Source organism: Rhizobium sp. YTUHZ044, assembly GCF_051123975.1.
Classification (GTDB): Bacteria; Pseudomonadota; Alphaproteobacteria; order Rhizobiales; family Rhizobiaceae; genus Rhizobium.
Window position 1 is genome coordinate 1829448 of the sequence record NZ_CP101426.1, and the last position, 20415, is coordinate 1849862.

Genomic DNA, 20415 nt, shown 5'->3' on the forward strand with positions numbered 1-20415 from the left:
GAGCTAGGCAGCCAGCGAAATCGGCGCGACGTCCGGCATTGGCTCCGGCATCGGTTTGCCGCGGCGCTCCCAGGTGCGGCGGCTGATGCCGAAGGCCTCCCAGGGGCGGGCTGCGCTGAGCGAATTGTCGAGATAATCGGCCCTCGACACGGCGCCGGCGGCCCGCCGCCGCTCTTCCTTTCGGTTTCGGTCGCGCTGGCGCCGCTTTTCCTTTTGCAGCCTCGCTCTTTTCGCCTTCGGCACGTCGAAGGCGCCGATGGTGCGAATGTCGAGCGCGCTGCGTTCGGCAAAGCTCAGATGCAGGGCGTGACCGAGCGCGTCGGCGGTCAGGGGAGAAAAGCGCAGTTTCGTGCGCTCATAGATGATCACCTCGATCGCGGCTTTCTCAGCCCAGGGCAGCCATCGCGCCGCCCAGCCGAGAACCACCTCGACAAAGTCTTCCCCGAACTCGACAAAGGCGAGACCGGCGATCACCTCGACATAAATGAAGGCGTCATCCGCCTCGGGTACGATCTCGCCATGACGATGGCGGATCAATTTTTCGATCTCGCGCATCCGGCCGCGGAAATGGTTCCAGCGGCCGCCTCGCATGCGGCGCTGCACGGCCTTGTAACCGAGGAGGCAGTCGCCGATTTTGATCGCGGTAACGTCCCGCGCAAGACCCTCCGCACGCCCGGCCTCGTCAGCCCGATCTGTCGAGCGAGCCCCTTCATCCGCGCCGACGAGACGATCCATCGTTTCTCCTTTGCGACCAGGCCCGAGAGGCCGAAACGCGTGATCGTAGCGGAAGTGGGGGCGGTGAAGCTCGCTTTTTCTGCGCGAGATCCACCGATTTTCGCGGGGGGTCGCGCAACCGCAAAACGGACGATCTCGCCCCCGGTTTTCGGGCGCCGCCGGACCCGGGCGATCGGGGACGAGCGGCATCCGCTCCCGTTGATTTCTATTGGGAACGTCCCGTGTTATCATGCCCGGCCTGACGTCATCAGCCGTATTGTCAGTACAGAGACTTGTCCGATGAGCGAAGTGGACGTGCTTTTTGCCAGCCTGCGACAGGCGGCTGACCCGCAGACGGTCGAGTGCATCGAAAATGTCGTCAAGCACGGCGCCGATCGGGATCTCAACCGCGTCAATGCGCTCGCTTTCGCCGCCAAGCACCATCTTGACGAAGAGAAGACCATCGCCGCCTTTCTGCATGCGGCCCGCATCGGCGCATTCGAGATGACCTGGAATGTGCTATGCCCGGGCTGCGGCGGCGTCCTCGACAGCGGCGCAACCCTCAAAGGGGTCAACCAGGACAGCTATCATTGCGCCCTTTGCGCCGCCGGATACGAGCCGACCCTTGACGAGATGGTCGAGGTCACCTTCACGGTCAGTCCGCGGGTGCGCCGGATTGCCGCGCACGAACCCGACCGGCTGCCGCCGCTCGAATATTACCGCCAGATTTTCTTCAGCTCCGGCGTCGACCTGCCGGAGGATCTGGAAGCCAGGTTCGACCGCATACTGCTGGAACTGATCGAGCTGGCCCCGGGCGAGAAGGCCTTCGTGTCGCTGCAGCTGCCGGCGCAATTCGTGATCATCTTCGATGCGGTGACCCATTCGGCGCAGTTCATCGATGTGCAGGGGGAGCCGACCGACGAGCGCCAGAACCTCTCGATGGTCATCAGTCGCGGGCATGCGCTGAACGAAACCGTGACGCTGCGTCCCGGCTCGCTGCGGCTCACGCTCGAAAATCACACCGATCGCCGGGTGGTCCCGAATGTCTGTATTGCCGGCGATGACCTGCACGACCTCCTGGGCCGCAGGCGGGAGTTTCTGACGGCCAAGCGCCTGCTGACGAACCAGAGTTTTCGTGACATCTACCGGACCGATACGCTCGATGTCGACCAGCGCCTGAAGATCACCAGCCTGACGTTCCTGTTCACCGATCTCAGGGGCTCGACCGCTCTCTATGAGCGCGTCGGCGATCTTGCCGCTTTCGATCTGGTGCGGGCGCACTTCAGGGTTCTTCACGAGATCGTCGCCACCGAGGCCGGAGCGGTTGTCAAGACGATCGGTGATGCCGTGATGGCGACCTTTCCGAGCCCGGACCGGGCGGTGGCGGCGGCGCTGAGGATGCGCGAGGCGATGCGGCGGCTGAATGCCGAACACGGCAGCGAAGACCTCCTGCTGAAGATCGGCATCCATGAGGGGCCATGCCTCGCCGTCAACCTCAACGACAGGCAGGACTATTTCGGTCAGACGGTCAATATCGCCTCCCGCGTCCAGGGCCTTGCCGACCCGAATGTGATCATGACGACCGAGGCGATCGTCGAAGATGCCAATGTCTCGGAGATCCTGCGCGACAGCGGCGTCACATCGGCCTCACGAATGGCGGAGCTTCAGGGCATCGGCAGGGAGGTCAGGATCTTCGCCCTGTCGTGAGCCTCATCCACCGACCAGGCTTCACTGCGGAGCATCGAGCCTTCTGCATCGGCATCTCACGACCTCGACGCCGCGTTTGGCACGTTCCCTCTCCCCGTTGGAACGGGGAGAGGGGCAGCCATCGGCGCCAAGCCGACAACTGAGGCACATGACGAAGGAGAAGGCAGTTTACGCCACCAGCCCCTTGGTCAGTTCCAGCGCCTGCCGCTCGAACAGCCGGCGATAGATGCCACCATTAAGCCGGATCAGCGCCTGGTGATCACCTTCCTCGACGATCTTGCCCTTGTCGAACACCAGCAGCCGGTCCAGCGCCCGCACCGTGGAGAGCCGATGCGCGATCACAAGCGTCGTGCGGCCGTCCATCAGGCGTTCCATGGCTTGCTGGATCTGCACTTCGCTTTCGCTGTCGAGGCTCGACGTCGCCTCATCGAGGATCAGGATCGGGGCATCGGCCAGGAAGGCGCGGGCGATGGCGACACGCTGCCGCTCGCCGCCCGACAGCTTGACCCCGCGTTCGCCGACCATCGTCTCATAGCCCTTCGGCAGGTCCACGATGAAGCCGTGGGCATTGGCCTGTTTCGCCGCCTGCTCAATTTCGCGGCGCGAGGCGTTCGGCCTGGAATAGGCGATATTTTCCGCCAGCGTGCGGTGGAACAGGATCGGCTCCTGCTGCACGATCGCGATCTGGCCGCGCAGGCTCGATTGTGTGACCTCGGCGATATCCTGCCCGTCGATCCGGATGGCGCCCGAGTTCACGTCATAGAGGCGCTGGATGAGCTTGACGAAGGTGGTTTTGCCCGAGCCCGAATGCCCCACCAGCCCCACACGCTCGCCCGGCCGAATGGTGACCGAGAAGTCCTCGTAGAGCGGGTCGGGATGCGCGCCATACTGGAAGGTGACGCAATCGAATACGATCTCGCCCGCGCCGATCGCAATCGGCTTGGCGTGCGGCTTGTCCTCGATGCCGAGCGGCATCCTGTCGAGCAGCACCAGTTCCTCCATGTCGTTGACAGCGCGCTGGAGGTTCCGGATGTCCTGGCCGACATTGCGCAGATAGCCCTGCAGAACGAAGAACATCGCCAGCACGAAGGTGACGTCGCCGGGGCTCGCCAGCCCCTGCCGCCACATGATCAGGCCCGTCCCCAGAATGCCGGCCTGCATGGATACCATCATGAAGCCCTGGATGGTGCCGCTCAAGGTGCCGCGCTTCCATGTCCGCCGCGTGCGGCTGTCCCATTTCGCCAGCACATGGCGCAGGCGGGCTTCTTCGCGGGATTCGGCACCGAAGGCCTTGACCACCGAATTGCAGCTGATCGCATCCGCCAGCGCGCCGCCGAGCCTGGTGTCCCAGGCGTTGGCGAGCCTTGCCGCCGGCGATACGAAGCCCATGGAAAGCGCCACGGTGACGCCGATATAGACCAGCGATCCGAGAGCCACGATCAGACCCATGACCGGCCAGTAGCTGCCGAGCACGATACTGGCGCCCACCAGCATGACGATGGACGGCAGCAGCGCGACAAGCAGCAGATCATTGAGCGAGTCGAGCGCCCACATGCCGCGGGTGATCTTGCGCACCGTCGAACCGGCGAAGCTGTTGGCGTGCCAGTCGGTCGAGAACCGCTGCACCTTGTGGAAACCGTTATTGACCACATCCGCCATGATGCGCAACGTCAGCCGGATGATGCCATTGAAGATGAACCAGCGCAGTGCCACGCTGATAAAGCCGAGAACGACGACGACGGCAAAGGCGCTGAGTGCGCCGTCGGCCGCGTTGCCGCCGGCAATGGCGTCGACGATGCGGCCGGAAAATACCGGCACCATGACCTCGGCCAGCGTGCTGGCGGCAACCAACACGATGATAACGCCCACCAAAACAGCACGGTGGCTCCAATGATGAAGAACAAAGCCGAGCACGTGACGATAGGCATCGGCGCGGAAATCGAGCTTCTTGCGAGTCATTTTTACAAGCCCGGCCCGTATCGGAAACCGGTCCTCAAAATCGAGAGTTGAAAGGCACAGCCCGCGCGGAAGACGAAGTAATGCCGTCAGATCAATCGGGCTGAGGGAAGAGAAAACCGCATGTCGCGCGCGCTTGAGGCGGGGCGCGAATGGATATGACCTATCGTCGGGACATACCACACGGGAAGGCTTCGATGATTGCTGATGTCATTCAACGCCTCCCTTTTGTTCGATCTGAAGCGGTAGCGTTTTGTAGCGAAGCAATTCGCCGTTGCCAAGAGGGAATCTACAACCGTACGGAAAGTGATGCGAAAACGACAATTTATGGGCTGCGAAAACTCGTGGCGCCGCCGAGGCCCGCGAGACCACCGCCGACCTTGCGGACTATCTCGACAATTGCCTTCACACCGAGGTCAAAGGCGGCCGTATTGCGCCATCCCGTGTCATCGACGATAAGGCTCACCCGTTTGCCATGCAGGGATTGCGGCATGGTGCGGCCCGCCCAATGCTTCGCAAGCTGGCCGGCTCGGTCGATATCGCAGCGACAGTGTCCAGCGGCAGTGAGTGGAGTTCAAGGAAATCTCTGTTCAGCGTAGGATCCACGGTGTTTCCAATGTTTCTCTTGGCTATGCAGCCGATCGACCGCTCTGCAACGGTTATCGCGGCTCCTGATGCGCCAAACCTCCCATTGCCATAAGCGGACTTTTCAGTAGCTGCACGAGCGAGCATTGCCGGGTCTGAAACCGCCCGCACAGGCCGGGTTCCTCGAAGTATCCAGCTGATATTGATAATCCTCCCGATCCAGCCTCGCGGGCGAGGTACAGGAAGCCGCGAGCGTGGACGCGCCGATCATCGCGCTGGTCGCGAACAAGGTGAGGAATCGGGTCATCTGAGCTTCTCCTGAGGTTGGTCTCGGCAATCTATCATGCCGGCACAAACAGATGCGAGAACCGGAGAGGGCAATCACGCTCATCTGATAGGAAATGGCTTCGATGATGAAGGGACCGCTCTTCGCTCCATGGGAAATTCAGGGGTAATTTTCTCGGACTATTCTGCGATTATGGAAGTAAGTCCGCAGTGTTGGCAAGCGAATGATTCCCGATTTTGTCTTGAACAAATCGACGATTTTCAGTAGTATTATCGCATAAAAAGTAATATAAATGGGAGGTTACTATGTCGGAAGCTCGGTTCGAGCCGGTTTTTCTTCATCGTCAGCATTTCGTCGCCGAGATCACGTGTCTCGACGAAATCTTCGAACTTCTGGATGAGTGGCCGCAGGACAAGCGAGGTCTGGCATATGACACACTGCTGAAGGCGTGCAGGGATACCGCCAAGGGGCATTTTCCGCTCAGCGCTGCGCGCGAGAATTTTCGCCGTTTTCTGAAGATGTCGGGCATGCTCGACAGCGGTCCCAAATTCGAGGGGATGGGCGATCGAAACGTCGGCAATGCTTGAAGAGCCAAGTCTGTTCGTAACGATCTGAGCCGGCGTGCCGCTACGTCATAAGCGGCGCGTCCGGTCGCGAACCTCCGGTCAGCCAGGGCCGGCAGCCGCCCAATCGCAGCGGAAGACCAGCATGGGCTTCGAAAATCCCTTGATGCGCCGGCGCGTCGCGTGGGCAAAGAGGTCGCCAGCGCCATATTCCCGGAATACATTCTCGGACACGAGAATCTGGTCGCTGGCTGCGGCCGCGCAGAGGCGGGCTGCGAGCTGCACCGTGGAGCCGAAGAGATCGTTGCTGTCCTCGACCGGCTCACCGCAATCGAGCCCGATGCGAACATGGATCGGCTCGGCCTTGCTGCCGTTGTAATGCTGGAATTCCTGCTGGATCGCCATGGCGCATTCGACGGCCGCGGTCGTCGCCGCGAAGGCCGCCATGATGCCGTCGCCGGTGTGCTTCACCTCGCGGCCGGAATTTTTGCCGAGGCACCGGCGCACGATCGCGTCATGAGCCCTGACCAACTCTGTCCCCATGCGGTCGCCGAGGCGCGCCGTCATCTCGGTCGAGCCGACAATATCGGTAAAGAGGATCGCCCGGTGGCCAGGATCCATCTGCGGCGCGGATTGGCCGGGCGCCGGATCGGGGTCATTAATGCGACCGAGAAAGGCCTCGACGGCCGACAGAGCCACCTCGACGACCTCATTGGCGACGAAACCGTGCGCCTCGCGATGTACGCAGTGGACGGTTTCGACATCGGGCGCATCCACCAGACAGAAGGCCGTCCCGCGCCGCTCGTCGAACCAATACGTCAGAAACTTGACGCCGTATTGATCCTGAATGTCGATATCCATGCGATGCGCCTGGGCAACCTCGGCGGCCGAGGTTCCTTTGAGGTAGTGCCGGTCCATGAAGATAGGCATCGCGTGTTCTCCCAGATCCGCCGCGTGCGGGTAGTGGCATTGTACGATCAGGAAGCATTCCCGTCCACCTTCGGGACAAGCAATGGCAGATCGTTGCAAGGCGTTGCTTCCGGAAAGGCAACGTGTTGCTGCACATTCAATAGAATATGCATGGATGTCGGCGGTTTTAATGAGTAGGCGTGGTGGGTTCTGTCTGATATTTACCATAATCGGTCGTTTAATGCTGATAGCCAGATTTCCGGAACCCCCTCGAGAAGCTTCAGACGTTTCCTGTTTCAAGCGTCGCCTGCCGGATCCCGCCGTGAGAGATATGTCTGTCACGGTCATGGTGCCAAGGATCGAAGGCCGCTGCCAACGGCATGCTAATTGCATATTGTCGGTTAGCTCGCCGAAATTAGGAAAAGCTGTAGCAAAGTGAGACAGACGGCAAATTTTCGACCGGTCGGCTTGGCCTCAATGGGGCTTGGGCATTATGCCGTTATCAACTCTGTGTGGGATGCCGCGCGCACGCTGCTCCGTGACTGGCCGGTGGATGACGGCGAAGAATATTTCGAAGCGGTCAAAGCCTGCCTGGATGCGATTACCGGCGATCTCCCGCCGGATCATGTGCGCGCCGTCTTCATCAGGGCGGCGCAGGAGGCGGGCATCGCCGTCATAGAAGCCGCCGACTGACCAGCGGCCGCATCCTAGCTCCCGTTTCTCCTTCCGTTTTCATGACAAGCTCGTCGTCGCGCTTGACTTCTTCGAGCGAAGGTCTAAATTAGAACAGAACATGAACATTGGAGATGGTCATGACACATACCGAACAGGTGATCGCCAACGCCCTTGCCCTCGTCGAAGCCTCCCGGGCGGCCCGCGAGCGGGACCAGCAGCGCCGCGCCGCTTGGCAGAAAAAGGTGGAACTCAGCCGACCGCTGCCGCCCTTGCCGCGTCCGGTCCAATTGCCGCTGGCGCTAAACTGATGCAGCCGAGCTTGAAATCCCGTCAGGCCAGGCTTGATCAGTTGGAATCCGATGATGCTTGGGAAGTGGAAGCTGTGCTCGCCTGGCATGACGATGATGCCAAGGCGGCGATCCGCTCGCTGCTCGATGACTGCAAGCATCTGCGCCGGCAACTGGCGCTGGCCGAACGGGTGATGAGCCGCGGCATGGCGCGCGGCTGGACGCCGCGTTACGAGCGCGACGCGCTTTAGCAATCGGGCGCAGGCAACTGAAGCAGCGACTGACGGGGACGCAGGCGTTCGGCTCGCTTCAGCAAAACACCTTGGCGGCCGTGACTTCGACTTCCACGAGGAATTCCGGGCGGGTGAAGCCGCCGACGATGATCAGTGTTGAGGCCGGCTTCGGATCGAGCGTGTAACGATCCCGCACGGCCATGTAGGCTGGGAAATCCTCTCGCTTCGTCACGAAGGCGGAGATGCGGATAACGTCGGCAAAACTCATCTCGGCCTCGGCGAGAATTGCCTTGATGGCTTCAAAGCAGAGTTCCGCCTGTGCGCCGATATCCTCCGGTACCGCCTCGTCGGGGCCGATGCCGAGCTGGCCCGAGGTCACGAGCAGGGAGGCGCCCGGCGGCACCAGCAGCCCGTGATTGTAATGCCCGAATGGGCGGCGGACGGAGATCGGGTTAAAAACCTTCTTCATCGGAAATCCCTGCCTGAACCAGGTGTTTCGGCGGACAGTCCTTCCGCATGCTCAGAAGCGCTCCATCGCGCTCTTCACCTTCTGCAGAAACCGTGTCCGCGTTTCCTCGGTACAATTATTCATGTCGTAATGGGCAAGAAAGGTGACCGGCCGCAGCGGGTTGATCTGCGCTCGCAGCACGCGCTTGACGATCTTCCTCGGCGGGTTGCCAGCCACGAAGGCGCGGAACGGCGTCGCGCCATAAGTCAGCACGGCGGCAAGCTTCCTGATATGGCGCAGCCGCGATTCCACCTTGCCGTCGACCAGTTCAAAGGAGACACCGGGAAGCCAGACGCGATCGAAATATCCCTTCAATATCGCCGGGAAGCCGAAATTCCAGACCGGCGTGACCAGCACCAGCCCTTCGGCCCGCTTCAGCCGCTCGACATAGGATTTCACCAGCTCGGTATTGGAGGGATAGTCGTGATAGCTGAGCCGGTCATGCCGGGAAAGAACGGGATCGAAATTCTCGGCATAGAGATCGCATCCGTCCACGTCATGGCCGGCTTTGCGCAGGCTTTCCAGCGTCTGCTTGTAGAGCGCCTTGCCGTAGCTTTCCTCCACCGGATGCGAATGCAGCACGAGAACCCTCATGAGGCCTCCATGAGGCCCGCAAGGCCGGGGAAGAGATAGTTCTTGCCGGCATTGAAATCGAAGTCCGGGTTCTCCCAGGCGATCATCTTGCCGGGGTTCAGAAGCCCCTTCGGATCGGTTTCCTGCTTGAAGGCAAGCTGCACCTTGTCGGTGCGCTTCATGCCGCCTTCCTCGAGCGTGTAGCGGTGCGGGTTGAAGATCGGGCAGCCGTGATCCTGATGGATCCGGATGATCTCTTCGAGGCGCTCTTCGGTGGTGTAGCGCACCAGCGGCAGGCCGGAGCACTGGATCTGCCCGTCGAATTTGATGAACTCTAGATGCCCCGGAACTTCGTCGCCGAAGATTTCCACCATCTTGGCGACCTTGGTCACGTGATCCGGCCCCGGATACTGGACCTGCAGATAGGTGAAGCCCGGATCGACCTTCAGCGCCCGCAGCGTCGTGTGGTTCCAGGCAAGTTCATAGGCATGCGGGATGCCCTTCATGCTCTCGACCTTGTCTGAGCGGAAGATCACTTCGCCCTTATGGGCCGAGGTGAAGGCCAGGAAAGCGTCCATCGCATGCGGCGCGATCATCAGCACCACCACCGACTGCCCCTTGCGGATGTAGGGCTTGTGGCGGGTGAAATAGTCGTGCGGGATCGGAGCGGCGATCGGCGCGATTTCCTTGACGAGAATGCCGTTGCATTTGGCGAGCGCATCGGAGAAGCGCACGGCAGCCATGAAGTCGTCATAGCCGACGAGAACGTCCACCCAATCATAGGCAGGCGCCAGCGGCATTTCGATCTCGGTGATGACGCCGTTGGTGCCGTAAGCGTGACTGACCTTCTGCAGGTCCCAGCCGGTGAGATCGAGCACGCGCGGCTCAGCCTCCATGGTGACGACGCGCAGGCGCAGAATATTGCCGAGATCGCGCAGGCCGCCCCAGGTGATCGAGCCGACGCCGCCGGAGCCGCCGGCAATGAAGCCGCCGACGGTCGCCATCTGCGCCGTCGAGGGGTGGAACCGCAGTTCCTGGCCGGAATGCGCCTTGGTCTGCTTGTCGAGCTGGGCAATGATGATGCCCGGCTCGCAGATCACCCTGCCGGGATGAATTTCCTTGATCTTGTCCATGGCGGCAAGGTTCAGCACGATCCCACCGGAAAGCGGCATCGCCTGGCCGTAATTGCCAGTGCCGCCGCCGCGCGGCGTGACCGGCACGCCATGCGCGAAGGCGACCTTCAGCGTCCGGATGACCTCTTCTTCGTTTTTCGGGGTAACGACGAGATCGGCCGTCACATTGTCGAGCTGCGCCTTCAGGATCGGCGAATACCAGTAGAAATCACGACTCTTCTGGCGCACCAGTGCCGGATTATCCTCGATGGCGATGCCTTCGAGTTCCTTTTTGATCGTCTGATAATCCGGCATGTCAGGCTCCAACGACGCTGTCGAGTTCACGATAGTCCGGCAGGCTGCGGTCGATCACCTTGCCGCGGCGAAGGACGACGCGGTCGGACTGCGGACGGGAAAGAAATTCGCTCCAGCGCCTGGCGCTGAAGAGTACGAGATCGGCCGCGGCCCCGACGGCGATACGCCCCATATCCGGCCTGCCGAGAATATCGGCGGGCGAGGTGGTGACGACGCGTGCCGCCGTATCCAGCGGATGGTCGAGGTGCAGGATACGGACCGCCTCGCGGAACACCTCCACCGGATCCAGATCGCCGTAGGCATAGAAGGGATCGCGAGTATTGTCGGAGGCGACTGCGGTGGCAACGCCGGCCGCGGCCAGTTCCTTGAACAGGGTGACGCCGCGCCAGCGTGGTGTGCGGCCGGGATAGCGGTCCTGCAGATACGTGTTGCACATCGGCAGCGAGACGATGGCGACACCGGCCTCCGCGACGAGATCGACCGTGCGTTTTGCCGTCTCCTCGTCCTGGCGGGCGAGCGAGCAGCAATGGCCTGCCGTTACCTTGCCGCCGAATCGGTTGCGCAGCACCGCTTGCGCAATCGCCTTCAGGGTTTCCGCAGCCGGATCGTCGGTCTCGTCGACATGAAGGTCGACATCGAGGCCATTCTCGGCCGCAGCGCTGAACAGCGTGTCGAGCTGGCTGTCGAGATCGCCGCTCATCCGGGTGACGCCGCCGATCAGCCCACCCTTTTCGCGCACCACGGCGACCAGATCGGCGAAATAGGCCGCGTCCGCCATGTTTTCCATCGGAAACAGCGCCACCGCCTGTAAGGCGATCCTGTCCTTCCAGACATCGCGCATTTCGGCAAAGACTTCGAATGAAATGCGGTGCTGCGGCGCAAGGGAATCGAGATGGGTTCGAATGAGGCTGGTGCCGTGTGCGTAGGCGGATCGAAGGGAAAACTCCATGCGCTTCCTGACGTCGGCAGCCGACCAGTGCGCCTCGCGGTCTGCGCGCACGGCCTCCAGTGCTCCCGGGAATGTGCCGTCCGGATTGGCGTTGCGCGGCCAGATGTGGCCCTTGTCGAGATGGGTGTGCATGTCTGCGAAGCAGGGCCAGACCATGCCCTCCTTCAGGTCGGACTTCGCCAGTTCCACGGGCGCTTCCCCGGGCGGCAGTACACCAGCAATGATGCCGTCGGCGATGACGATATCGGCTCGGACGAGCCCCTCGACAACAGGCGCCTCGTAACCGGCGACGGCGGCGGAGGGCAGGGTCGCATTGCTCAGCACGAAGCGGCCGGCGTTGGGCGGGGAGATGAGCGAATAGGTCATCAGTTTTCCCGTTTCAGGCTGCTTTCGTGCCAGCGGTGCAGGGCAAGCCACGAAATGAACGAGGTGACGGCGAAAATCGCCACGCCAAGCAGCGAGAGCATCAGCAGCGCCGCGAAGAGCCGTGGAATGTTGAGCCGGTACTGCGCTTCGAGCAGCCGGAAGGCGAGTCCTGAGCCTGCCCCCGCCGAACCTGCGGCAAATTCCGCGACGACGGCGGCAATCAGCGCAAGGCCGCCGCCTATCCTGAGGCCGGTCATGAAATAGGGCTGGGCGGCCGGCAGCTTGAGAAAGAGCAGCGTCTGCCAGCGCGAGGCGCCGTAGAGCTCGAAGAGGTTGATGAGATTGTGATCGACGCTTTTAAGCCCCTGAACCATATTCGAAAGGATCGGGAAAAAGGCGACGAGGAAGGCGCAGATCAGAAGCGCCACCTGCGTTGACGGCGCATAGATCAGGATCAGCGGCGAAATCGCCACGATCGGCGTGACCTGAAGTATGACGGCGAGCGGATAGAAAGCGAGTTCGATCCAGCGCGACTGCACGAGGAAGACTGCGAAGCCGACGCCGCCGACGAGCGCCAGCATCAGCGACATCAGCGTGATTTTGGTGGTGACCCACAGGGCAGGGGCAAGCGTGCCCCAATCCGTGATGAAAGCGTTGGCGACCGCCGCCGGACCCGGCAGAATATAGGGCGGCACGCCGGACAGTCGGACATAGGCATACCAGATCAGGATCAGCGCCGCGATGACCAGCAGCGGGATCATTATGCGCAGCGCCAGATCGCGGCCTCGGGCGCTTGCAGTGGTTTTGAGAAGCAGCGGCGCCGCGGCCGTTTCATCACTCATCGATGGTCCTCCACCGCGTTGATCGCCCCGATCAGCGAATGCGACACCGTCTCGCAAGCTCTGCGGTATTCTTCCGAGGTGCGGTAATGGGCATCGCGTTCAAGGCTGGTCGTGAGCGGTAGGTCGGCATGAACGCGCCCAGGCCTTGCCTTCATCACGACGATGCGGTTCGAGAGATAGGCGGATTCGAAGACCGAATGAGTGACGAAGATGACTGTGATGCCGGTCATCTTCCAGAGCCGGAGCACGTCGTCGTTCAGCTTCTGGCGGGTGATCTCGTCGAGAGCCGCAAAGGGCTCGTCCATCAGCAGCAGCTTCGGCTTGGTCACCAGCGCCCGGGCGATCGAAACGCGCATCTTCATGCCGCCTGATAGTTCGCGCGGATAGGCCTTGGCGAAATCCTGCAGGCCGACGGTTGTCAGCGCGTCCAAGATCTGGTCGTGCGCCGCCATCTTCGAAATATGCCTCAGCTTCAGCGGCAGATGCACATTGTCGAACACGGTCTTCCAGGGCATCAACGTCGGCTCCTGAAAGACGAAACCGATATCCCCCTCCGGAAGGCCCTTGGAATTGATCCGAGAACTCGGCCAGTCGATCGCGCCTGACGTGACATCGCCGAGGCCGGCGATGATGCGCAGCGCCGTCGACTTGCCGCAGCCGGAAGGACCGAGCAGGCTGATGAACTCGCCGCTCTCCACTGTGAGCGACATCTCCGAAAGGGCGACGGTTCCGGTGGAGAAGGCTTTCGAGACCGATTGCATGACGACCAACGGCCGCTTGCGCATCTCTTTCGGGGATAGGGCCTGAGCTTCTGCTGGGGGCATTGGCTGTCTCGTTCATCAGGGAATGGAATCCGCCGTATGCGGCGGATCGCCGACGGAATCTTCGGCTTACTTCTTCATCGCCATTCCCGTGCCCTTGCAGACGAATTTCGTCGTGAAGGCCTTGGTGTAATCCGTCTCCGGCTTGAACACCTTGATCGCTACCATTTCGTCGAAGAAGGCCTTGTAATGCGCCTCGGTCAGGCAGCCGATGCCCTTGTCGAGGCTGTCGCCGGACTCGATGATGCCGTACTCCTTCATCTTGGCGATGGAATAAGCGATCTGACCATCCGTCATTTCGGGATTGTCCTTCTTGATCAGTTCGTTGGCCTTGGTGTTGTCGCCGTAGAGATAGTGGTACCAACCTTCGATCGAGGCATCGACGAAGCGCTGGACGACATCGGGCTTGCTGTCGATCATCGCCTGCGTGGTGGTGATCATCGTCGAGTAGGGAGAGTAGCCGTTGTCGGCGAGCAGGAAGACTTTCGGCTCGAAGCCGGCCTGCTTCTGAATCTCGTAGGGTTCCGAGGTGAGATAACCTTGCTGCGCGGAATCCTTGTCGGCAAGGAAGGGCGCCGGGCTGAAATTGTAGGGCTTGTACTGTTCGTCCCGGAAGCCTTTGAAGTTCGCCTTCATCCATTCGAAATAGGTGAGATAACCGTCCTTGCCGAGGAACAGCGTCTTCAGCTTGGCGAGATCTTCGAATTTTTCGATGCCGGCATCGGGGTGCGCGATCAGCACCTGCGGATCCTTCTGGAAGATCGCAGCGACATCGACGAGCGGAATGCCCTGCTCGACCGCCGAAATCTCGCCCTGCGGCCCGCCCATGTAGAAATCGATCTTGCCGGAGATCAGCAGCGCGCTGTTGGCGGCGTTCGGGCCGCCCTGTACGATGGTGACGTCGAGGCCGTGTTTGGCATAGGTGCCGTCGGCGACCGCCTGGTAGAAGCCGCCATGCTCGGCCTGCGCAAGCCAGTTGGTGCCATAGGTGACCTTGTCGGCCGCCTGAGCGGACGCGATGGAGGCAATCATGCCGCCGAGCCCGGCCAATGCGGAAAAGACCCTGTTCTTCTTTGTCATGGGCATGATCGACGTTCCCCTTCTGAGTTCGCAGCCGTCGCGGCGACGTCCGATTTTCTTCATAGGAGCCGTTGCTTTGCTCTTTGAAAAGCATCAAATTTCGTGCGCAATGATGCCTTTTCGGCATCTCACCGAAAGCCTGTGCCCATTTTACGCTGCGTGCCTGATATTTGTGCAACGAGGTTCTGATGCTGCATTCCAGAAAGCTTCTCTATATCAACGAGATCGCGCGTTCGGGCTCGATCCGCAAGGCGGCGGCACGGCTGAACGTGGCCTCTTCTGCGATTAACCGGCAGATCCTTGCGCTGGAGGAGGAAATGGGCGCGCCGCTCTTCGAACGCCTGCCGCGCGGATTGCGGCTCACCGCCGCCGGCGAGCTCTGTATCGAACATATTCGCGATGTGCTGAAGAATTACGAGCGGCTGGAGGGGCGTATCCGCAGCCTGAAGATGCAGCAGGCGGGCAAGGTTCGGCTGGTGACGACGGTCGGCCTTGCGGCAGGGCCGCTGCCGGAAATTATCGCCCGGTTCCAATCGGAACATCCGCGCGTCTTCATGCAATTACGCAACGACGCCGGCACGATGACGGTCAACCCGGTGCTTTCAGGTGAGGTGGATATCGGCCTCGGATTCAATATTCCGGCAACGCCCGGCATCCGCACCCTCGGCAATTTCGACATACCGATCGGCGTGGTTCTGCCGCCCGGCCATCATCTGATCGGCCCCGGTCCAATCAATCTCGCGGATATCGTCCAGGAGCGCCTGGTGCTGGCGCAGCAGGGGACCAGCCTGCGCGACGTGATCAATCTGGCCCTGGCGCGCCTCGACGTCCATGTCGAACCGGTGCTCGAAACCAATGCCTCGGAGATGCTGAAGAAGCTGGTCAAATCGGGGGCGGGGCTGACGATCCTGAACCCGCTCGATGTCATCACCGAATGCAGGCAGGGCGAACTGGTTTTCCGCCCGATCGCGGAGCCGCATGCGCGCCATCAGCCGATGAAGCTTTTTGCCCGCGCCCGCGCGCCGCTTGATTCCGCCACCAGCCTGTTCGTCGAGTACCTCCTGGCTGAACTGGCCGGCCTGGTGCAGGAGCTGCAGGCGAAGGGCCACATTGCGGCCTATGCTTCCGCCGCGATGTGAGCCACCGCCTTACTTCGAGTAGAGATTGGAAAGCGGGTAGCGCTTCAGGTCATAGAGCAGCTCTATGAAGCCCCTGACCTGATGGCGGCAGATTGCTTCGCCCTTTTCGGCTGTCCCGAGTGAGGCGTTGCCGACGACGCCGTGGGGATTGAGGTCGTGGGCGATCCAGGCGAGCGAATGCGGCGGCAGCGGCTGAATGTATTTCGATTGCCCGCGCATCCATTCCGCCTTCGAGGCGAAATTCTGCGCCTTCTCCATCCGCACCAGATCAGGTCGGAAATACAGCATCAGCGACGTTTCCACCTCGCCGCCATGGATGCCGTATTTCAGCTCATTATCGCCGATCATGCCCTCGGGATGGCCGAAGCGGCTCCATTGGGTGGAGACGACGGCCATCGCATAGCGCACGCGCAGCTCGCGAGCCACGATGCTCATGATATCGACATTGCCGCCATGCGAATTGACGATCACCATCTTGCGGATGCCGGCTTCGGCAACCTTTCCGCCGATTGCGGTCCAGACTGGAATGAGCAGTTCGGCGCCGAGCGACAAGGTTCCCGGGCCGTAAACGTGTTCATTGGCCTTGCCGATTTCTTGCGTCGGCAGCACCAGACAATTGAGATCGACCGGTTTCTGCTTGCGTAATTCGGCGAGCATGCCGTTGGCGATAGCGACGTCGGTAGCAACGGGTAGATGCGGCCCGTGCTGCTCGGTCGAGGCGATCGGCAGGACAGCGATCGTGGTGTCGGGAGACAGTCCGGCGAAGTCGTCGCTGACCAATTCGTTCCAGTAAAATGGCACCGTCATACCGTTCGCCTCTCATTGCCGTTCGAGACAGTGAGTAGGGAATAACGCTACCTGCGAAAAGCATCAATTTGCGCCCGCACCGATGCCTTTTTGCGGATGATGGAACAACGGCGCCGTCGAGGGCGCCTCTTGGCCGCAATGTCTCCGCGAATGTCTCGCCGAAACCATTGCGCTAGCGCGTCTGCAATGGTTTTCTGGCGCTTCTTCTATGACAACGCTCTCCGGTGATTCCCAATGTTCGATATTCTGTGGCGCGGCCTGGCGATTGGCGCCGGCGCAACCATCCTCATGGACCTCTGGGCAATTGTGCTCACGAAGGTCTTCGGCCAGACGCCGCCGAACTGGGCGCCGGTCGGCCGCTGGTTCTGGCATCTCGGCCGCGGCAAGGTCTTTCACGAGAACATCGCCGATGCCGAGCCGTATGCAAATGAACTCGCTCTCGGCTGGATCAGCCATTACGTTGTCGGCATTCTCTATGGTTTGATCTTCGTGTTCATCATGGGGTCGGCCTGGTTGGCAGCCCCGACATTTCTTCCCGCCTGGATTTTCGGCATCGTCACCGTCGGGGCAGGGTGGTTCCTGCTGCAGCCGGGCCTCGGCCTCGGCTGGGCTGCTTCGAAACATCCGAAGCCGAACAAAGTCCGGTGTTTCAATCTGCTAGCGCATATGGTGTTTGCATTAGGACTTTATGGTACGGCGTTGATTTTGCGGTGAGATTGACGCTTGCCCCTTGCCCTAACTCTCTCCCCGTTTTGACGGGAAGAAGGTGGCGGCAGCCGGATGAGGGGCAAGCCGAACCCGTGAACCGAAAATCGCTAAGCTACCGCGCCGCCCAATTGGCGCCGCGGCGGAAGATGGTCTTCATTTCCGGCACGTCGAACTCCTTGGCCTGGTGCCCGAGTGAGGAATAGAAGACGCGGCCCTTGCCGTATTTGCGCTTCCAGACGACGGGCATGACGACGCCGTCGATCCAGTAAGCGTGTTCGCCGGTGAACCTGGTCGTCGCCAGCACCTCGTTCGAGGGATCGACATGCATGTAATATTGCTCCGACGTATAGGGGAAGTCGGCAATCCCCTCCATCAGCGGATCGTCGGGCCGGGTGATGTTGACGGTATAGTCGATGATGTTGCCGGGATGGGCGACCCACTGGCCGCCGATGATGAACTGGTAGTCGACGGAGTCGCGGAAGGCGTCGCCCGCGCCGCCGTGATAACCGGCGATGCCGACGCCGCTTTCGATCGCGGCGGCGAGGTTCTTGACCTCCTCCTTTTCGATCTTCGACATCGTCATGATCGGCACGACGAGGCTGAGATCGTGGACCGAAGGGTCGGCAAGCGCCTCGGTCCCGTGTTCGAGATAGACCTTGAAACCGTCTTCCTCGAGCATGGTCTTGATGATTTCGGCGCATTCCTGCGGCTCGTGCCCGCTCCAGCCACCCCAGACGATCAGTGCTTCACGCATTCTCTTTCCTCCTGAAATTATTTTGCCAGCCGTCCGTCGACGATGGAATCGGACAGGGGGGCAGGGCGCTCCACCGCCGTGGTAATCGTCACCCTCCGGCCGGTCTCGGACGCTGTATGGAAGGCTTCCATGACTTCGAGCACATGCAGTGCCAGATCACCATTGGCACGGTGCGGCCGGTTCGAGCGGATCGCATGCGCCATATCGGCGACGCCGAGCGAGCGGAAATTGCCCTCGGCATAGGGGGCGGTGACCGGCTGGTCCTCGAAGGCGCCGCCCTTCTTCAGATATTCGACAGGGCCCGCAAACTTATTGGGGTCGGGGACGATAAGCGTGCCCTCGGTTCCGTAGACTTCGAGCGGCACATGCTTGTGGCCGGCGACGTCGAAGCTCATGGCGATCTGCACGACCGCGCCGTTGGCAAAAGCCATCATGCCGGCGACATGGGTCGGCACATGCACGGGAATGCGCTCGCCATTGCGCGGCTCGCTGGTGATGAGCCGTTCGGCCCGCGGCGTCGTCGCAAAGCCGGCGACCTGGGAAACCGGCCCGAGCAGATTGACGAGATCGGTGATGTAATAGGGGCCCATATCGAGCATCGGCCCGCCGCCGACTTCGTAATAGAAGGCCGGATTCGGATGCCAGCGCTCATGGCCCGGGCACATGAAGGTGGCCGAGCCGCCGACCGGCTGGCCGATGACGCCTTGGTCGATCAGGGCGCGGGCCGTCTGGTGGCCTCCGCCGAGGAAGGTGTCGGGCGCCGCGCCGATGCGCAGATTTCGCCCGCGCGCCGCCTCGGCCAGTTTTTTCCCTTCCGCGAAATTAATCCCGAGCGGTTTTTCGGAGTACGTGTGTTTGCCCGCATCGAGCGCCTGGAGCGCGACGGCGACATGGGCTTTCGGGATCGTCAGATTGACGATGATTTCGATCTTGGGATCGGCGAAGAGCTCTTCGACTGATTTGACGGGAACGTTGAATTCGCGCGCCTTGGCCTCTGCGAGCTCCCGGTTGAGATCAGCGACGCCGCGGATATCGAGGATGGGAAAGGAGGCCATCGCTGTAAGATAGGCGCCCGAAATATTGCCGCATCCAATGATGCCGATACCGACTTTGTCCATGAATTCCTCCATTTGATCTTGCTTGTCTCGGCCGTCAAAGGGCCGGCCCGGTCGTGCTCCAGGGCGATTCGTAGAGCTCGTAGAGCGCTACTGCGGCAGCGCCCTGAGCCCAGAAATCATCGCTCGAATCATCGAAGACGAGTTCGCTTACCCCCTTCAGCGACGGCGGAATGGCGAGCGCATAGGCGTCGCGCAGGCTGTTCAAGAAGGGTTCGCCGAGCGCCAGGCTCGAGCCGACGAGGATGACGCGCGGCGGCGCAAACAGCGTAACGATGTTGGCGATGGTCAATCCGACAGCTTCGCCGGCGCGGATGGCAGAGGCGATCAGCCGGTCGTCGTCGGCCTTGATCAGCGCCTGGGCGTGGGTCATGCCGCGCCCGAGGCGGATGGCTTCGGCAAAACGGCCGTCGGTCTGATGTTCACCGAGGATGGCGCTTTCGCCGGCCTGGCTGAAGAGCCGCACCACGCCGTTCGGTCCCATGCCGAGCACAAGGTCGCCAAGATTGTGGCTGAGGCCGCCGGCGCCGCGAAACAGGCGGTTACCGTGCAAGACGCCGAGACCGAGCGTCTGTTCCAGCGAAATCAGCACCATGTCCTCGAGATCGCGGGCTTTCCCGAACCAGTGATGGCCGAGCGTGATGGCGTGGGCGTCGCTTTCGACGATGGTCGGCGTCGATAGCCGCGTCGACATCTCGGCGGCGAAATCGACATTGGTGTCGCGAAAGATCGGGCTGCTTCTGATGTAGCCGGTGCGGTGCTCGATAACGCCCGGAAAGCCGAGGCAGATGCTGTCGACATCTTCGAGCGACAGGCCGGCATCGACGACGCAACGCCGGACGCCGTCCTCGACGAGATCGGCGATGACGCCGATCGGCTGCCGGTCGATGCGGATCGGCAAAGCCAGCTTCGACAGCACGTCGCCGCGAAAATTGGTGACGACGAAGACCATGCGGCTGGCGGCGATCTTGCCGCCGACGACGCGGGCGGCATCGGGATTGAGCTCCAGCGCCACGCGCGGTCTGCCACGCACCGCCTCGTTGCGGATATCGCCTTCATGCCGCGGCAGGATCAGCCCGTCATCGAGCAGCGAGGCGGTGATGGCCGAGACGGTTGTCGTCGACAGCTCCGTCCGCTCGCTGATTTCGATGCGCGAGATCGGACCATGGCGCCTGATGGTGTCGAGCACGTTCAAGCGATTGATCGCGCGCATCAATTCTGGATCTGCAGTCTTCATGAAAACGTGCCGGCAGTCGTTTGGTTGGGCGGAAGCCAATATTTATAACGGGTTACGAAATAAATAGCAGGCAATTACGAGGAGCTGTCAAGCGATTTCGGCAAAAATTAACGCATCGGGTTGACATCCGGCGCAAGGTCCGCTGAATTAATCCGCATAGGGGAAAAATTGTGA

At 61.4% G+C, this 20415-nt stretch carries 23 protein-coding genes; 7 read left to right on the forward strand and 16 right to left on the reverse strand.

The features are described from left to right. Positions 1-3: 3 nt before the first annotated feature. On the reverse strand, positions 4-735 hold the full coding sequence (locus NL154_RS09100; protein WP_434733924.1) for a hypothetical protein: 732 nt from the start codon (positions 733-735) through the stop codon (positions 4-6). 279 nt (positions 736-1014) lie between these two features. Between NL154_RS09100 and NL154_RS09105 the strand changes: the two genes are divergently transcribed. After that, positions 1015-2421, forward strand: a complete 1407-nt coding sequence (locus tag NL154_RS09105) for an adenylate/guanylate cyclase domain-containing protein (RefSeq protein ID WP_434733925.1) — start codon at positions 1015-1017, stop codon at positions 2419-2421. A 168-nt stretch (positions 2422-2589) separates the two neighbouring features. Here the strand turns inward: NL154_RS09105 and NL154_RS09110 are convergent, their stop codons facing one another. The 3 genes from NL154_RS09110 to NL154_RS09120 all read right to left on the reverse strand — a co-directional run bounded on the left by NL154_RS09110 (position 2590) and on the right by NL154_RS09120 (position 5269). Continuing rightward, positions 2590-4380: an ABC transporter ATP-binding protein gene (locus NL154_RS09110; RefSeq protein ID WP_434733926.1), complete on the reverse strand. Its 1791-nt coding sequence runs from the start codon at positions 4378-4380 to the stop codon at positions 2590-2592. A gap of 322 nt (positions 4381-4702) precedes the next feature. After that, a complete protein-coding gene (locus NL154_RS09115) occupies positions 4703-4870 on the reverse strand; it encodes a hypothetical protein (RefSeq protein WP_434733927.1) in 168 nt (55 codons plus the stop codon). Between the two features lie 216 nt (positions 4871-5086). Then, a complete protein-coding gene (locus NL154_RS09120) occupies positions 5087-5269 on the reverse strand; it encodes a hypothetical protein (RefSeq protein ID WP_221160218.1) in 183 nt (60 codons plus the stop codon). Positions 5270-5553: 284 nt separating this feature from the next. Between NL154_RS09120 and NL154_RS09125 the strand changes: the two genes are divergently transcribed. Beyond that, positions 5554-5835, forward strand: coding sequence for a DUF982 domain-containing protein (locus NL154_RS09125; RefSeq protein ID WP_210631434.1), 282 nt, complete (start codon positions 5554-5556; stop codon positions 5833-5835). Between the two features lie 78 nt (positions 5836-5913). Here the strand turns inward: NL154_RS09125 and NL154_RS09130 are convergent, their stop codons facing one another. Next, complete coding sequence (locus tag NL154_RS09130; RefSeq protein ID WP_221155105.1) at positions 5914-6741, reverse strand: nickel-binding protein; 828 nt, start codon at positions 6739-6741, stop codon at positions 5914-5916. 414 nt (positions 6742-7155) lie between these two features. Here NL154_RS09130 and NL154_RS09135 point away from each other — a divergent pair, with 414 nt between their 5' ends. The 3 genes from NL154_RS09135 (at position 7156) to NL154_RS09145 (ending at position 7933) form a co-directional block, all read left to right on the forward strand. Next, complete coding sequence (locus NL154_RS09135) at positions 7156-7413, forward strand: DUF982 domain-containing protein (protein ID WP_011425300.1); 258 nt, start codon at positions 7156-7158, stop codon at positions 7411-7413. Between the two features lie 119 nt (positions 7414-7532). Then, positions 7533-7703: a hypothetical protein gene (locus NL154_RS09140; RefSeq protein ID WP_164517744.1), complete on the forward strand. Its 171-nt coding sequence runs from the start codon at positions 7533-7535 to the stop codon at positions 7701-7703. Further along, complete coding sequence (locus NL154_RS09145; RefSeq protein WP_221146575.1) at positions 7703-7933, forward strand: hypothetical protein; 231 nt, start codon at positions 7703-7705, stop codon at positions 7931-7933. Before NL154_RS09140 ends, NL154_RS09145 begins: the two co-directional genes overlap by 1 nt. A 58-nt stretch (positions 7934-7991) precedes the next feature. Here the strand turns inward: NL154_RS09145 and NL154_RS09150 are convergent, their stop codons facing one another. The 7 genes from NL154_RS09150 to NL154_RS09180 form a co-directional block, all read right to left on the reverse strand. Further along, entirely contained in the window at positions 7992-8384 is a 393-nt protein-coding gene (locus NL154_RS09150; RefSeq protein WP_210631431.1) for a RidA family protein, read from the reverse strand. A gap of 51 nt (positions 8385-8435) precedes the next feature. Further along, a complete protein-coding gene (locus NL154_RS09155) occupies positions 8436-9017 on the reverse strand; it encodes an NAD(P)H-dependent oxidoreductase (RefSeq protein ID WP_210631430.1) in 582 nt (193 codons plus the stop codon). After that, positions 9014-10423, reverse strand: a complete 1410-nt coding sequence (locus NL154_RS09160) for an FAD-binding oxidoreductase (RefSeq protein ID WP_221102540.1) — start codon at positions 10421-10423, stop codon at positions 9014-9016. The genes NL154_RS09155 and NL154_RS09160 overlap by 4 nt, the downstream gene beginning before the upstream one ends. Before the next feature lies 1 nt (position 10424). Further along, positions 10425-11738, reverse strand: coding sequence for a cytosine deaminase (locus NL154_RS09165; protein WP_434733928.1), 1314 nt, complete (start codon positions 11736-11738; stop codon positions 10425-10427). Further along, on the reverse strand, positions 11738-12580 hold the full coding sequence (locus NL154_RS09170) for an ABC transporter permease (RefSeq protein WP_434733929.1): 843 nt from the start codon (positions 12578-12580) through the stop codon (positions 11738-11740). The genes NL154_RS09165 and NL154_RS09170 overlap by 1 nt, the downstream gene beginning before the upstream one ends. After that, on the reverse strand, positions 12577-13404 hold the full coding sequence (locus tag NL154_RS09175; protein ID WP_434733930.1) for an ABC transporter ATP-binding protein: 828 nt from the start codon (positions 13402-13404) through the stop codon (positions 12577-12579). Before NL154_RS09175 ends, NL154_RS09170 begins: the two co-directional genes overlap by 4 nt. Positions 13405-13470: 66 nt before the next feature. Next, positions 13471-14487, reverse strand: coding sequence for an ABC transporter substrate-binding protein (locus tag NL154_RS09180; RefSeq protein ID WP_011425314.1), 1017 nt, complete (start codon positions 14485-14487; stop codon positions 13471-13473). Between the two features lie 182 nt (positions 14488-14669). Here NL154_RS09180 and NL154_RS09185 point away from each other — a divergent pair, with 182 nt between their 5' ends. Continuing rightward, positions 14670-15620, forward strand: coding sequence for a LysR family transcriptional regulator (locus NL154_RS09185; RefSeq protein WP_210631424.1), 951 nt, complete (start codon positions 14670-14672; stop codon positions 15618-15620). Positions 15621-15629: 9 nt separating this feature from the next. Here the strand turns inward: NL154_RS09185 and NL154_RS09190 are convergent, their stop codons facing one another. Continuing rightward, the gene (locus NL154_RS09190) at positions 15630-16427 is read right to left on the reverse strand and encodes a creatininase family protein (RefSeq protein ID WP_210631423.1); all 798 of its coding nucleotides are present in this window, start codon (positions 16425-16427) and stop codon (positions 15630-15632) included. A 234-nt stretch (positions 16428-16661) separates the two neighbouring features. Between NL154_RS09190 and NL154_RS09195 the strand changes: the two genes are divergently transcribed. After that, on the forward strand, positions 16662-17141 hold the full coding sequence (locus NL154_RS09195; protein WP_221122869.1) for a DUF2938 domain-containing protein: 480 nt from the start codon (positions 16662-16664) through the stop codon (positions 17139-17141). A gap of 106 nt (positions 17142-17247) precedes the next feature. Here the strand turns inward: NL154_RS09195 and NL154_RS09200 are convergent, their stop codons facing one another. The 3 genes from NL154_RS09200 to NL154_RS09210 are packed head-to-tail and all read right to left on the reverse strand — an operon-like array spanning position 17248 to position 20241. Then, the gene (locus tag NL154_RS09200; protein ID WP_011425318.1) at positions 17248-17889 is read right to left on the reverse strand and encodes a ThuA domain-containing protein; all 642 of its coding nucleotides are present in this window, start codon (positions 17887-17889) and stop codon (positions 17248-17250) included. A 17-nt stretch (positions 17890-17906) separates the two neighbouring features. After that, positions 17907-19007, reverse strand: coding sequence for a Gfo/Idh/MocA family protein (locus NL154_RS09205; RefSeq protein ID WP_221146580.1), 1101 nt, complete (start codon positions 19005-19007; stop codon positions 17907-17909). 34 nt (positions 19008-19041) lie between these two features. Then, positions 19042-20241, reverse strand: a complete 1200-nt coding sequence (locus NL154_RS09210; protein WP_210631420.1) for an ROK family transcriptional regulator — start codon at positions 20239-20241, stop codon at positions 19042-19044. Positions 20242-20415: the final 174 nt, after the last annotated feature.

Excerpts from the sequence above, each read along its gene's own strand:
- NL154_RS09195 (WP_221122869.1), top strand. The coding sequence starts at position 16,662 with ATGTTCGATATTCTGTGGCGCGGCCTGGCGATTGGCGCCGGCGCAACC.
- NL154_RS09210 (WP_210631420.1), bottom strand. The coding sequence starts at position 20,241 with ATGAAGACTGCAGATCCAGAATTGATGCGCGCGATCAATCGCTTGAAC.
- NL154_RS09100 (WP_434733924.1), bottom strand. The coding sequence starts at position 735 with ATGGATCGTCTCGTCGGCGCGGATGAAGGGGCTCGCTCGACAGATCGG.
- NL154_RS09105 (WP_434733925.1), top strand. The coding sequence starts at position 1,015 with ATGAGCGAAGTGGACGTGCTTTTTGCCAGCCTGCGACAGGCGGCTGAC.
- NL154_RS09175 (WP_434733930.1), bottom strand. The coding sequence starts at position 13,404 with ATGCCCCCAGCAGAAGCTCAGGCCCTATCCCCGAAAGAGATGCGCAAG.
- NL154_RS09165 (WP_434733928.1), bottom strand. The coding sequence starts at position 11,738 with ATGACCTATTCGCTCATCTCCCCGCCCAACGCCGGCCGCTTCGTGCTG.
- NL154_RS09155 (WP_210631430.1), bottom strand. The coding sequence starts at position 9,017 with ATGAGGGTTCTCGTGCTGCATTCGCATCCGGTGGAGGAAAGCTACGGC.
- NL154_RS09200 (WP_011425318.1), bottom strand. The coding sequence starts at position 17,889 with ATGCGTGAAGCACTGATCGTCTGGGGTGGCTGGAGCGGGCACGAGCCG.
- NL154_RS09140 (WP_164517744.1), top strand. The coding sequence starts at position 7,533 with ATGACACATACCGAACAGGTGATCGCCAACGCCCTTGCCCTCGTCGAA.
- NL154_RS09205 (WP_221146580.1), bottom strand. The coding sequence starts at position 19,007 with ATGGACAAAGTCGGTATCGGCATCATTGGATGCGGCAATATTTCGGGC.
- NL154_RS09160 (WP_221102540.1), bottom strand. The coding sequence starts at position 10,423 with ATGCCGGATTATCAGACGATCAAAAAGGAACTCGAAGGCATCGCCATC.
- NL154_RS09170 (WP_434733929.1), bottom strand. The coding sequence starts at position 12,580 with ATGAGTGATGAAACGGCCGCGGCGCCGCTGCTTCTCAAAACCACTGCA.
- NL154_RS09125 (WP_210631434.1), top strand. The coding sequence starts at position 5,554 with ATGTCGGAAGCTCGGTTCGAGCCGGTTTTTCTTCATCGTCAGCATTTC.
- NL154_RS09185 (WP_210631424.1), top strand. The coding sequence starts at position 14,670 with ATGCTGCATTCCAGAAAGCTTCTCTATATCAACGAGATCGCGCGTTCG.
- NL154_RS09120 (WP_221160218.1), bottom strand. The coding sequence starts at position 5,269 with ATGACCCGATTCCTCACCTTGTTCGCGACCAGCGCGATGATCGGCGCG.
- NL154_RS09115 (WP_434733927.1), bottom strand. The coding sequence starts at position 4,870 with ATGCCGCAATCCCTGCATGGCAAACGGGTGAGCCTTATCGTCGATGAC.
- NL154_RS09130 (WP_221155105.1), bottom strand. The coding sequence starts at position 6,741 with ATGCCTATCTTCATGGACCGGCACTACCTCAAAGGAACCTCGGCCGCC.
- NL154_RS09180 (WP_011425314.1), bottom strand. The coding sequence starts at position 14,487 with ATGCCCATGACAAAGAAGAACAGGGTCTTTTCCGCATTGGCCGGGCTC.
- NL154_RS09145 (WP_221146575.1), top strand. The coding sequence starts at position 7,703 with ATGCAGCCGAGCTTGAAATCCCGTCAGGCCAGGCTTGATCAGTTGGAA.
- NL154_RS09190 (WP_210631423.1), bottom strand. The coding sequence starts at position 16,427 with ATGACGGTGCCATTTTACTGGAACGAATTGGTCAGCGACGACTTCGCC.
- NL154_RS09150 (WP_210631431.1), bottom strand. The coding sequence starts at position 8,384 with ATGAAGAAGGTTTTTAACCCGATCTCCGTCCGCCGCCCATTCGGGCAT.
- NL154_RS09110 (WP_434733926.1), bottom strand. The coding sequence starts at position 4,380 with ATGACTCGCAAGAAGCTCGATTTCCGCGCCGATGCCTATCGTCACGTG.